Here is a 13,164-nt window from a genome sequence, read left to right as displayed (position 1 = left end):
AAGTACCAATAGTAAAGGTATGAAGTACCAATAAAACAGGTGATAATCACCAATAGTATTGGTACTAAGCACCAAAAAGACAGGTACGAAGCACCAACAAAACAGGTACGAAGTACCAATAGTAGAGGTACGAAGCACCAACAAGACAGGTACGAAGTACCAATAGTATTGGTAGAAAACACCAATAAAACTAGTAATTAACTATTCCTAAAAACAAAAAACACCAATCTTAGATTGGTGTTTTATTAAATAAATTCACAACTTAAATGCCTCTTTTAAGCCGTTTAAAAAATCTATTCTGAGATCACAACAGTTTGTGTTATGAATACTGTTGCAGATTTTTTGAATTTAATTTCATAAGTTCCTTTAGTTGTAGGTTTGAATTTGTAAACTACAGTTTTAGGAGCAGGAACTTGTTGTGTACAAACATCAGATGGATATTTTACTTCAACCTGTAAACCTTTAACAGAACCAATAGTTACGTCTGAAAACTTACTAAACACTCCACAGGCAGTCTCAGGTACAAAAGTTACATCATAGCTTAATTCTACATTTACTTTTCCCGTTGCAGGACCTTTTACTTCTGTTACGAAAGCAATTTTTGCAGTTTCTGTAACTGGTGACTCATCATCATCATTATTACATGAAACCAAAGAAGTTAACACAAATAAGGCTACTAAAACTGATTTTAATCTAAAATTTTTCATACTAATATTTATATTGTTTATATAATATGAAGAGGGCAAATAACAAATAAGGTTGCTTTGAAAAAACGTTAATATTTTAACATAAATAGTAAACAACTGATTATCAGTATTTAATTTTTATAAAAAATATCGGATTTTTGAATTTATTTTAAGATTCAATTTTTTTGTCCTATTAAAATGTTGTTGAAGAAGAATAAGGAGGTGCTAAGCTCCAATAAAGCTATTCTATAATTTAAAAGAATTAGTTTTTTGAATAGAAGACAGAAAGTATGATTATTCCAATTTCTTCTAAAAAACTGAACTTCTAGTCTAGCCCCGATGGAAACGGCATCCTTTTTATCCCGATTTTTTTTCGGGATAAAAAGATATAGTGTACAGCGGGACTAAAGGCTTTTTTGAAAACGGATTTTCTGCTCCTAAAAAAAAATATCCAAACACTTTATTGTATTTAGAGATTTTTGGCAGGTAATTATTTCGATCGCTTTCGCAATTGAATACTTTTGATTTTAGCTGTTTGCTTCAGCGTATTCTTCTGTATTGACAGGTTTTAACCAATCTACAAAAACATTGTTTTTGCAATTGGTAATGGCAATGTGTATCATTTCGGTCTCTGCCGAAGCGCCGTGCCAATGTTCTAAATCTTCTGGAATATTTACAACATCGCCTTTGGTTATTACTCGTGCAGGCTTCCCTTTTTCCTGATAAAAACCTTTTCCAGAAGTTACAATCAGCACTTGTCCTTTGGGGTGCGTGTGCCAATTGGTTCTTGCTCCTTTTTCAAAATAAACACTTCCTATCGAGTACTCATTATTCGCATCGCTCCCTAGAAGCGGTGTCAAAAATGCATTTCCTGTAAACCAATCGTTTGATAATTTTTCTCCCTTAGGAAAAATGATGTTTTCTAAATCCATTTTATATTTTTTAATCTATTAATAGTTCGTTTGTTTTTTAACCACATAGAAACATAGATTTAATCAATTTCTAAAGGCATTTCACTTTATTGAAGACAAACATAGCTATGTGATCCGAAGAATTTGGCTATCCAATTCTTTTTTTTCTATGTCTCTATGTGGTTAATTTTTATTTTTTAATAATTGATCCCTCTTTTATTTTTCGATACTGCTTTGTATATGTGCTGGATATCGGTCTCCTTTCACATTGGTTTTTGCAAAAGCTTCATCGATTTCCTGAATATCACTTATGGATAATTCAACAGAAGCACCTCCAATATTTTCGGTCAATCGGTGTGATTTTGTGGTTCCGGGAATAGGAACAATCCACGGTTTTTGTGCCAACAGCCAACCTAATGCAATTTGTGCCGGAGTTGCCTTTTTTTGTGAAGCGATTACCGCTAGTAAATCCACTAATTTTTGATTGGCTTTTCTGTTTTCGTCATTAAAACGAGGCAATGAGTTTCTGAAATCGGTTGAATCAAATTGTGTATTCTCAGTGATAGCACCTGTCAAAAACCCTCTTCCTAACGGACTAAAAGGCACAAAACCAATTCCTAATTCTTCCAGAGTTGGCAGTGTTTTTAATTCTGGTTCTCTCCACCAAATAGAATATTCACTTTGCAAAGCCGTTACGGGTTGTATAGCGTGCGCTCTACGAATAGACTCTACTCCCGCTTCCGAAAGTCCGAAGTGTTTTACTTTTCCCTCTTGAATCAATTCTTTTACAGTACCTGCAACATCTTCTATTGGCACATTTGGATCTACCCGATGTTGATAAAACAAATCAATAACATCTGTTTTTAATCGTCTTAACGATTCTTCAGCAACCGCTCTTATGCGTTCTGGGCGACTGTCCATACCCAAAGTCGAGTTTCCTTCTTTAAATCCGAATTTGGTAGCAATGACAACTTCTTTTCTAAAGGGAGCTAAGGCTTCGCCAACTAATTCTTCGTTTGCTATGCCATACGCTTCGGCTGTATCAAAAAAAGTAACGCCTTGTTCGTGGGCTTCTCTGATTAATTTTATTCCTTGTAATTTATCTGTAGCGGGTCCATAACCAAAACTCAATCCCATACATCCCATTCCCAAAGCAGATACTTCCAGCCCACTGTTTCCTAGTTTACGTGTTTCCATTTTATAGATTTTTAGTATTACAAAATTATAATGATGCAAATTTCCCCCAATAAAAGAGCCCACTTTGTATATGGATTACGGATGTTAGTACCATTATTACTGATTTGAGTCTTTGGACTAACAATCTAATTATATGCACTGTATATTTGTAGTATAAATGTAAAGAAAAGGCGATGAACACTATTCTAAAAATTGACAAAATATCAGAATACAATGCTTTAAAGGGGATCGAAACGATTCATCCTTTGGTTAGTGTTTTTGATAATACTACTAGCAAACAACTTCCGAATAATGTTCGAATGAACTTGGCTTTTTATAGTATTTACTTAAAAGAAGGAGATTGCGGAGAGATAAAATACGGTCGAAATACGTATGATTATGAAGAAGGAACGCTTGTTTTTATTGGACCTGGGCAAGTCATGGAAATAAACAATGATGCTAATTACAAACCGACTGGTTTAGGACTGCTTTTCCATCCTGATTTACTAAAAGGGAGCGAATTGAATAAACGAATGGATACGTATTCTTTCTTTTCTTATGAAATAACCGAAGCTTTGCATTTGTCTGAAAAAGAACGTCAGATTATAAAAGAGTTGTTTGATAAAATTAAATTCGAACTGGAACAAACCATAGACAAGCATAGTAAAGGCATCATTATCAACAGTATTGAATTACTACTGAATTACTGTGTGCGTTTTTATGACAGGCAGTTTATAACGAGGGAAAATTTGAATACTGGTGTTGTATCACGATTTGAGCATTTGCTTAGCGACTATTTTAAGTCTGAAAACCCTAATAATTTGGGACTTCCTTCAGTTAGTTATTTTGCCGATTGTTTGCATCTTTCTGCTAATTATTTTGGTGATTTAATCAAAAAAGAAACTGGAAAAACGGCTCAGGAACACATTCAATTAAAAATAGTTGACCTTGCTAAAGAACGAATTTTTGATGTTGAAAAAACCGTTAGTCAAATTGCTTTTGAATTGGGTTTTAAATATCCGCAACACTTTAACCGAATGTTCAAAAAATCGACTGGATATACACCAAATGAATATCGGTTTTTAAATTAAAAGATCTTTATAAAATCAGTTCAAAACATTAAAAAACAATAAGTTAACTCAATACAGATAAAAGAATTGATTTTTATGTGGTATATTTACGTTAAGTGTTATACAACTCATTATATGGAACATACATCCTCAAAATGTGCTCCGTTTTAATTACAATGATTCTGATAAAATTCACAAAACCTGCCCACCAATTAAGAACAATACTATCTTTAAAAATACACTTTAAAAAACTAATTTAAAATTTTAAATATGGGAACAACGAATGTAAAAGCATACGGTACGGAATCCGCTGATGCTCCTTTGGAACAAATGGGAATACAACGCAGAAGTCTGACTGTAAAAGATATTGAAATTGACATTTTGTATTGTGGTGTTTGCCACTCCGATTTGCACACCGCAAGAAATGATTGGGGTTTCACCACTTATCCAGCCGTACCAGGTCATGAAATTGTTGGAAAAGTGACCAGCATAGGAAGTGAAGTTACCAAACTAAAAGTAGGTGATTTTGCTGCCGTTGGATGTTTAGTAGATTCTTGCCACACTTGCGATAATTGCAAGCAAGATTTAGAGCAATATTGTTCGAATGGTTGGGTCGGAACTTACAATGCTCCTGACAAACATTTGGGCGGGATGACTCTTGGCGGTTATTCAGAAAAAATTGTGGTTGATGAGCACTTCGTTTTAAAAGTGCCTGGCAATCTTGATTTGGCTGCTACAGCACCTTTATTATGTGCAGGAATCACGACTTGGTCTCCTCTTCGCCATTGGAAAGTAGGGAAAGGAAGTAAAGTAGCTGTTGTTGGTCTAGGCGGATTGGGTCACATGGGTATCAAGCTGGCTAAAGGATTAGGTGCCGAAGTAACACTTTTTTCAAGAAGCCCTGGTAAAGAAAAAGATGCTTTCGATTTGGGTGCAGATGCTGTAATTATCTCGACAGATGATAATCAAATGAATTCTGTAAATGGAAAATTTGATTTGATTATAGATACGGTTCCTTACATCCATGATGTGAATCCATATGTTGGGACTTTGAATACGAATGGAACTTTGGTTTTAGTTGGGTATTTAGGACCGTTAGATCCATTTTTGAACACTGTTCCGATGATTATGGGAAGAAAATCAGTAGCAGGATCTTTGATTGGTGGTATTGCCGAAACTCAGGAAATGCTTGACTTTTGTGGTGAACACAATATTGTTTCGGAAATTGAATTAATCAAAATGCAGGACATTAATGAAGCGTATGAAAGAATGCTGAAAAGTGATGTTCGCTACCGTTTTGTAATTGATATGGCTTCGCTTAAAGGATAAAAAAATTGCTAAGATTTAAAGCTAAATAAGAATTTTTAATTTTTTACTAAAAAAGCAACCTTGAAAATAATTGATTTTCAGGGTTGCTTTTTTATATTACTATTTTAAATACAATGTCAAGAATTCCAAACTAGTATGTACTTCCATTCAATAATTTAAAACTTATATGTAAAAATATTACAAACAAAATCAGTATCTATTGTAACATTTTTTCTTTAATTTAATACTAATTCTTTACTAAATCTATTGTACATGAAAATAATTACCAAAATTACCCTTTTTTCAATAATTACATTAAGCATAGCTAGTTGTAATAAAAAAGACACTGCATTTGTTGACCCATTACTTACCAATAGGGATACAACTGTCAATCCATCAGATGATTTTTTTAATTACGCTAATGGAGGTTGGTTCAAAAAGAATCCTATACCTTCTTCTGAAAAAAGTAATGGAATTGTCAGAATAATTCAGGATACGATTAATAATCAAATTAAAACTATCTGCCTAAAATCTGCCGAATCTAATGCTGACAAAGGGAGTAATAAACAAAAAATTGGTGATTTCTATGCTTCAGGAATGGATTCAATCACTATTGATAAACTTGGAATTACACCTCTTAAAAATGAAATTTCTAAGATTGACAATATAAAAGACGTATCAAGTTTATTGCAAACAATTGCTTATTTTCAAACTACTGGTACAACACCTGCCTTTAGTTTTGGTGTAAGTCAAGATGACAAAATAAGTTCAAAAAATGCTTTGTTTATTAATCAAGGTGGATTAGGACTAGGACAGCGTAGTTATTATTTTGATACTGATGCTGAAACCAAAAATATTAGAAAGGAATATGTAAAACATATTGCTAAAATATTTGAATTATGTGGAGAAAATAAAAATATTTCTTCTGAAAATGCTACAATCGTAATGAAATTGGAAACTGAATTAGCAAAGAATTCCAGAAAACTGGAAGATCTTCGGGATCCAAATAAGAACTATAATAAAATGTCAGTTACCCAACTGAATAAACTTACTCCAGACATTGATTGGAAAATAATGTTTACCAATTTAAATATTAAAAATGCCGATACTGTAATTGTTGGTCAACCGGAATTTTATAAAGGATTAAATGCTGCACTAAAAAGTTACACAATTGACGAATGGAAAACGTATCTAAAATGGGATTTATTCAATTCGTATGCAGCTTATTTGAATAAAGATATTGAGCGTCAAAATTTCTATTTCTTTAGCACTGTGATGAATGGAATTAAAAAACAAAAACCACGCTGGAAAAGAATCGTAAGACAAACAGACGAAGGATTAGGTGAATTAATTGGACAAGTATATATCGATGAATATTTGCCAAAAGGTACCAAAGAAAAACTTCTTGAAATAGGAAATAATGTCCGCGATGTGTATGCAGAACGTATCAAAAAGTTAGATTGGATGAGTGAAACCACAAAGGGAAAAGCTCTAAATAAATTAAATAAAATAGTAATGAAGGTTGGATATCCTGACAAGTGGAAGGATTTAAGTTCGATTATTATCGATAAAACAGCATATATCAACAATATAAAATCTGTTAATCGATGGAATTATACTTATATGATTAATAAGTTTGGGAAACCTGTTGATAGAACAGAATGGCTTTTATATCCTCAAACGTATAATGCTTATTACAACCCTGTCAATAACGAAATTTGTGTACCTGCTTGCAATATTATAGTCCCAGGTTTTGAAGGAAGAATGCCGGATGATGCTATTCTTTATGGAATCATTGGTGGTTCAACATTCGGACATGAAATTACTCATGGATTTGACGACATAGGAAGCCAATATGATGATAAAGGAAACTTAAACAATTGGTGGACAAAGGAAGATTATACCAAGTTCAAAGCCAAAACCAAATTAATTGTAGAGCAATTTAATAAATTTGAAATTGAAGGCGGCAAACATGTTAACGGAGATTCAAATCAAGGAGAAAATATTGCCGATTTAGGTGGTGTTATTATGGGTTTTGAAGCATTTAAAAAAACGAAACAATACAAAACCAAAGAGATTGTTAGTGGTCTGACACCTGAAAAACGTTATTTTTTGGCTTATGGATATGCTTGGATGGTAAATGCAACTAAGGAATCTTTATCACAACAAATAATGACAGACGTACATTCACCTCCACAATTTAGAGTTAATGGACCATTAGCAAATACACCAGAATTCTACAAAGCATTTAACATCAAAGAAGGAAGCAAAATGTGGCAACCAAAGACTTTAAGAGTTCAGATTTGGTAAAAAAACTAAATTTAACAACCAAACCATTTAATTAAATTGGAATCACATTAAAAATATGAAATTCTAATTTTATTAAAAGCTATAAATAGATTTTATTCACAAAAAAACCGTTACTCCTTACATGATAAGTAGTAGCGGTTTTTTCTTAAAAAAATATTTTCAGGTACTAATTCAAAACTATTTTTTCTAATTCTTATATATGATTTATTATCTATTTAAATTTCAAAGGGATACCGGAATTATGGCTTTTGCTAACACAAAAAATAAAATCTGATATTTCGTGCAAAATTACATTATCATCAAACAAAAAACAATATACTACATCATATTTGTCAAATATTCAATTAAAACACATTTAAATAAATTATAAATCAAAACTTTTAACGAACTAACATCTATAAATACATCATTATCGAAAGAAACTAATGTTATTATTTTATTGATTACAGCTAAATTTGTTGTATTTTTTCATAAATCACATACTTCAATTCCGTAAAAACTCTTTAGTGTGGCTATCTAAAATTATTTTTCATCTACTAGTACATGCAAATAAAAAAAAACCGCTGCTACTTAAATTAATAAGTCGTAACGGTTTTCTTTAAAAAAAAATTATTCGGTTACTAATTCAAAATTATTTTTTTTCTAATTCTCGTATATAGTTGACCAACTTCCATCGTTGATCATCTGTTAAAATTTCAAAGTAAGTAGCCATAGGTGCATTGCCATTGGTTATTTTCCAAAAAATAGCACCATCTGTTTGATTCTTTACATTCAGAGCAGTAAAATTAGCAGGATGTGGCTGCAGTGTACGCCCCGCTTCCCCGTTTCCTTGTCCTTTTACACCGTGACACAGCACACACATCTGATTGAATATTTCTCCCCCTCCATCTGTTGCCTTTTGATTTCCTACAAATGGATTTTGTAATGAATTAGAATATTCAGGAGCATACCAGCTTATTTCCTGAGCTATACTCTTTGTTCCTGTTGTAATTAGTAAAGTTAATAGTGCTAAAAATTTAAAATTTGCTTTCATGATCTGTGCTATTAAATTATACATCAAATTTAAGAAAACGTTATAGCACTAAAACTGATATTTATCATGAAAACGAACAAACTTTGAATAAAAACCAAAATAAAATACAAAAATTAGTAAATATCAAATAAAAAGCAATTTTATTGATTATTCCATATATTATTTAACAGAGTAGCATCCATAAATATACCATTATCAACAGAAATCGATTTTATTATTTTATCAACTTTAAAAGAAATCACAGTACTTTTTTGATTCGTTTCCCAAATGGATGGTTTTTGGTGTAGAACCGCTTTTGAATCATCTTTGTAAACGACAACAACATCAAAAGGAATCGCAAAACCTCCTACATTTTTAATCGAAATAGTGCCTTTGGATTGTTCTACTTTATCAATAGCCAAATCAATATAATTATTCGTGAAAAACCAATTATTGAAAAACCAATTTAAATTTTTGCCTGAACTGCTATTCATACAATTAAAAAAGTCCCACGGGATAGGATGTTTTCCGTTCCAGGTATCCATATAAAAATGAAGTGATTTTTTGAATTGATCATCTCCAAGTAAATCCTTCAAAGCAATATAAGATAGGGAAGCTTTTCCATAAGAGTTATTACCATAACCCGCATCTGAAACCTGCGTCGACATTGAAATTATCGGTTGATCTTCTTCGGTTGAAGCGTCATTAATGTAATGCTCAACCCTGAATTCTTTATAAAATTTATCAGCAGCTTCTTTTCCGTGTTCGGCTATACCAATAAGATATTCAAAAGTAGTAGCCCAACCTTCGTCCATAAAAGCATATCTAGTTTCATTTATCCCCATATAAAAAGGAAAATAAGTATGAGCAATTTCATGATCTTGTACCAATTGAGCAAAAACCGGATCTCCCATTTGAGAATCATTAACCATCATAGGATACTCCATATCTGCAAATCCCTGAAAAGCGGTCATTTTTGAAAATGGGTATGGAACTCCTGGCCAATTGTTAGAAAACCATGCCAATGCATAATTATTGTTTTTAACAGAGTTGATAAAATCTGTTCCTTTTACATCATAAGCAGCTTGTGTACTGGTGCGACGTTTGGTTTTCGAATCTACGATCACACTACCTGCATCCCACAAATAATGATTACTTAAACCAAAACACACATCGGTAATATTATTTGCTTGAAATTTCCAAGTATTCCAATCATTTTGAAGGGTAACTCGTCCTTCTTTCATTTCCTGCTCATTAGCAATATGCGTAATATCATCTGAAGTATACGATTTCTTTAAACGAGCCGAAAACTCAGGATTTAAAACGGCATCAGGATTTAACAAATCACCTGTTCCGTACACTACATAATTCTTAGGAGCCTTAACCGAATAAACATAGTCATTAAAGTCATTATAAAACTCTTGACGATCCGTGTGAGGCAATCTGTCCCATTTATTATAATCATCGAATACAGATACTCTAGGATAGCTATATGCTACATAAAAAGTCGATTCATCTATTTGTCCTTCTCTTCCGCTCTCTTTAGATAATGGATAATTCCACTCAATTTCTAAAGTAGCCTTAGATTTAGGAAGTATTGGGCTTTTCATTTTCACATTCCCAACTGTACCCCATTTTCTGGCATCTTCATTATAAACAATTCCGTTTATTTTGAGAGAAGTAATTGTTAATCCATCAGATAAAAAATCTGTACTAACCGTCCCACTCCTTGGTGAAGAGGGTTTATGCAAATTATTAACAAAACGGATTACCATATTTTTCAAAGTATCATTACTATTGTTTTCATAAACAATAGTTTCGATTCCACTAACTGTTTTGTTGGTAGGATTTACGGTAATATCCATTGTATATGCACCGTGGTTTTGCCAATACTTTTTACCTGGTTTGCCATCCATTGAACGGGTTTCTTTGGTATAAGCCTCTTTTATATTTCTTGGCATATAAAGCTCTTGTGCAAAACTACTTTGAGCAAGAAAAAAAAGAGCAACTGATACCTGTGTAAGGAAGTTTTTTATCATGCTGATTTTATTTTTTGATAATTACTGGTTAATAATAACAAGTAAGTCTAAAAATAAAGTTTTTTGTAACAAAATAAATATACTTTTTTCATGGAAAAAGCCAAATACAACCTTTCAAATATTATTTAAAATACTGAATTTTAAATAATTATAAATTATAAAAAGCCTTTATCAAATAGCTACATAATAAATACAAAATGGCACTTATTAATGCAATAGCAATAAAAAGAGAGATGCTATTAACAATTATATTAGGAATGAATTTTAATTTGGGATGCACATAATAAGGCTCGCGATGTAAATACCCGTGGAAATTTTTGGCGACTATTTTTGCTTTCTTTTTGATACTAATAAATATTTTGAAGTAAAACTTGTCACAGATTAAATTCCTTTAATCATTCTAATCAGTAGTTATTATTATTTTTAGAAATAAACTAAAAAACTACTCTAACAAAGATAAGGAATTTAGCAGCACAACACCAGTACATTACTAAAAAACAACCCATTAAACCACTCTACAGCTTCATCGATTCATCATCGCTAGGATTAAACAAAAATAGCATAGGTAGGTATAATACCTTTATTTGTCACAAAATCATAAAAGATAAAATAAATTCAATACTGTATTAATACAAAAAAGAGGCTATCTAAAACTAGATCGCCTCTTTTAAAAAAGTTCAAAAAATGATTATAGAATATAATCGGTATTGATGAAATTTGATTCTTTACTGTTTAACAATTCTTGTACTATTTCATTGTTATAGGCATTGTCTTTTGAAGCAACAAAAGTTCTGATTGAGAATGAACGCAAAGCATCATGAATACTCAATGTTCCAAAAGCAGAATCTTTTCTTCCTGTGAAAGGGAAAACATCTGGTCCTCTCTGGCAAGAACTGTTCAAGTTTACTCTACAAACCAAGTTTACCAAAGTATCGATAAGTGGAGCGAGAGTTTTGATGTTTTTACCAAACAAACTTACTTGTTGTCCATAATTTGACTCAGCCATATCATTCAATGGCTCTTGAATATCTTTGAAAGTCAACACTGGTACTACTGGACCAAATTGTTCTTCCTGATACACACGCATGTCTTTTTTTACTGGATATAAAACCGCAGGAAATATAAAATTATCGCTATGCTCTCCTCCTTTAGCATTAATCACTTTTGCTCCTTTACTGGTAGCATCGTCAATTAATTCCTGAATATACCCTGGCTTTTCTGCCTCTGGAAGTGGTGTTAATGAAACTCCTTTTTCCCATGGATTACCGAATACTAAAGAATCAACTTTGGCTGCAAAACGTTTATTAAACTCTTCGGCAATTGATTCATGCACATATAAAAGTTTCAAAGCAGTACAACGTTGCCCATTAAAAGACAAAGTTCCTGCTATACATTCTTGAATAGCCAAATCCAAATCAGCATCTGGTAATATAATTGCTGGATTTTTAGCTTCTAATCCTAATACCAAACGCAATCTGTTTTTGTTTGGGTGCTGATCTTGTAAAGCAATAGCTGATTTACTGTTTCCAATCAAAGCCAAAATATCTACTTTACCTGATTTCATTATTGGTGAAGCAATCTCGCGACCTCTACCATAAACAATGCTAATTACTCCTTTTGGAAAACTGCTTCTAAAAGCTTCCAATAATGGCGAAATTAATAATACACCATGTTTAGCAGGCTTGAAAATCACTGGGTTACCCATAATCAAAGCTGGAATAAGCAATGTAAAGGTTTCGTTCAATGGATAATTATAAGGTCCAAGACACAATACAACTCCAATTGGTCCCCTACGTACCATGGCATTAATTCCTTGTACTTTAGAAAAATGTGCGCTACGGCCATGTAGTTCTTTATAACTTTCGATAGTATCTTCAATGTATTCTACCGTTCTGTCAAATTCTTTTTCAGAATCGCCTAATGTCTTACCGATTTCCCACATCAAAAGTTTCACTACTTCGGTACGGGTTTCTTTCATTTTAACAACAAACTTTTCCATGCATTTGATACGATCAACAACTTTCATTGTTGGCCATAATCCTTGTCCATTATTAAAGGCTGCTTTAGCAGATTCTGCTACCTCTAGTGCCTCTGCTTCTCCCATAAATGGAATAGAACCTAATAAAGTTGGTTCATATTTTTCAGTTGAAGAAATAGTTGAATATACTGGTGTTGTTTTTCCTGTCCATTTTTTTAATTCGCCGTTTACCAAATAAGTGTCTTGGTTAAGCAAAGATGTAATTTGAAATTCTTGAGGTATTGTATTCATTCTTGGTTATTTTGGTTATTTCTATTAAATTTTAAAAAGAGGCGTTGGCCTCTTTTTTGTGATGTTAAACTATATCACCTTCCCATTCTATAATTCCACCGAGTAAGTTATAGGCATTGTCTATACCCAGCTCGTTCATAATTTCACATGCTTTTGCACTTCTCATTCCAGAGCGGCAATACACATAATAATTTTTACTTTTATCTAATGCAGCAATAGTATCAACAAACTCCTGACCTTTATGAATATCAATATTAATAGAACCTTCTATTATGCCTTGATCGCATTCATCTTCGGTTCTTACATCTAACAGGACTGCATTCTCATCGGCTTCCATTTGAGAAACCCATTCTTCTTGTGTCAAATTCATAATATATATTTTT

The 13,164-nt window shown here is 32.4% G+C and carries 11 protein-coding genes; 4 read left to right on the top strand and 7 right to left on the bottom strand.

Features of this window, described 5'->3' with window-relative positions:
• Positions 1-39 precede the first annotated feature (39 nt).
• Positions 40-201: a hypothetical protein gene (locus CLU82_RS20745; RefSeq protein ID WP_157813371.1), complete on the top strand. Its 162-nt coding sequence runs from the start codon at positions 40-42 to the stop codon at positions 199-201.
• Positions 202-293: 92 nt separating this feature from the next.
• Here CLU82_RS20745 and CLU82_RS15445 read toward each other — a convergent pair whose 3' ends face one another.
• The 3 genes from CLU82_RS15445 to CLU82_RS15435 form a co-directional block, all read right to left on the bottom strand.
• Entirely contained in the window at positions 294-707 is a 414-nt protein-coding gene (locus CLU82_RS15445; protein ID WP_100843931.1) for a hypothetical protein, read from the bottom strand.
• A 506-nt stretch (positions 708-1,213) separates the two neighbouring features.
• A complete protein-coding gene (locus CLU82_RS15440) occupies positions 1,214-1,618 on the bottom strand; it encodes a cupin domain-containing protein (RefSeq protein WP_100843930.1) in 405 nt (134 codons plus the stop codon).
• A gap of 195 nt (positions 1,619-1,813) precedes the next feature.
• Positions 1,814-2,794: an aldo/keto reductase gene (locus CLU82_RS15435; protein ID WP_100843929.1), complete on the bottom strand. Its 981-nt coding sequence runs from the start codon at positions 2,792-2,794 to the stop codon at positions 1,814-1,816.
• A 173-nt stretch (positions 2,795-2,967) separates the two neighbouring features.
• On the opposite strand from CLU82_RS15435, the gene CLU82_RS15430 reads away from it, so the two are divergent.
• The 3 genes from CLU82_RS15430 to CLU82_RS15420 all read left to right on the top strand — a co-directional run bounded on the left by CLU82_RS15430 (position 2,968) and on the right by CLU82_RS15420 (position 7,461).
• The gene (locus CLU82_RS15430; protein ID WP_100843928.1) at positions 2,968-3,864 is read left to right on the top strand and encodes an AraC family transcriptional regulator; all 897 of its coding nucleotides are present in this window, start codon (positions 2,968-2,970) and stop codon (positions 3,862-3,864) included.
• Positions 3,865-4,113: 249 nt separating this feature from the next.
• Positions 4,114-5,172: an NAD(P)-dependent alcohol dehydrogenase gene (locus CLU82_RS15425; protein WP_100843927.1), complete on the top strand. Its 1,059-nt coding sequence runs from the start codon at positions 4,114-4,116 to the stop codon at positions 5,170-5,172.
• A gap of 252 nt (positions 5,173-5,424) precedes the next feature.
• Positions 5,425-7,461, top strand: a complete 2,037-nt coding sequence (locus tag CLU82_RS15420) for a M13 family metallopeptidase (RefSeq protein ID WP_100843926.1) — start codon at positions 5,425-5,427, stop codon at positions 7,459-7,461.
• Positions 7,462-8,092: 631 nt separating this feature from the next.
• Here the strand turns inward: CLU82_RS15420 and CLU82_RS15415 are convergent.
• The 4 genes from CLU82_RS15415 to CLU82_RS15400 form a co-directional block, all read right to left on the bottom strand.
• Entirely contained in the window at positions 8,093-8,494 is a 402-nt protein-coding gene (locus tag CLU82_RS15415; protein WP_157813370.1) for a cytochrome c, read from the bottom strand.
• Between the two features lie 140 nt (positions 8,495-8,634).
• Positions 8,635-10,512, bottom strand: a complete 1,878-nt coding sequence (locus CLU82_RS15410) for a M1 family metallopeptidase (RefSeq protein ID WP_100843924.1) — start codon at positions 10,510-10,512, stop codon at positions 8,635-8,637.
• A 688-nt stretch (positions 10,513-11,200) separates the two neighbouring features.
• Positions 11,201-12,781: an NADP-dependent glyceraldehyde-3-phosphate dehydrogenase gene (locus CLU82_RS15405; RefSeq protein WP_100843923.1), complete on the bottom strand. Its 1,581-nt coding sequence runs from the start codon at positions 12,779-12,781 to the stop codon at positions 11,201-11,203.
• Between the two features lie 64 nt (positions 12,782-12,845).
• A complete protein-coding gene (locus CLU82_RS15400) occupies positions 12,846-13,151 on the bottom strand; it encodes a rhodanese-like domain-containing protein (RefSeq protein WP_100843922.1) in 306 nt (101 codons plus the stop codon).
• Between the last annotated feature and the right edge of the window lie 13 nt (positions 13,152-13,164).

The organism is Flavobacterium sp. 5 (genome assembly GCF_002813295.1).
Classification (GTDB): Bacteria; Bacteroidota; Bacteroidia; order Flavobacteriales; family Flavobacteriaceae; genus Flavobacterium.
The sequence above is the reverse complement of the archived record's forward strand: the minus strand, read 5'-3'. Positions and strand labels throughout refer to the sequence as shown.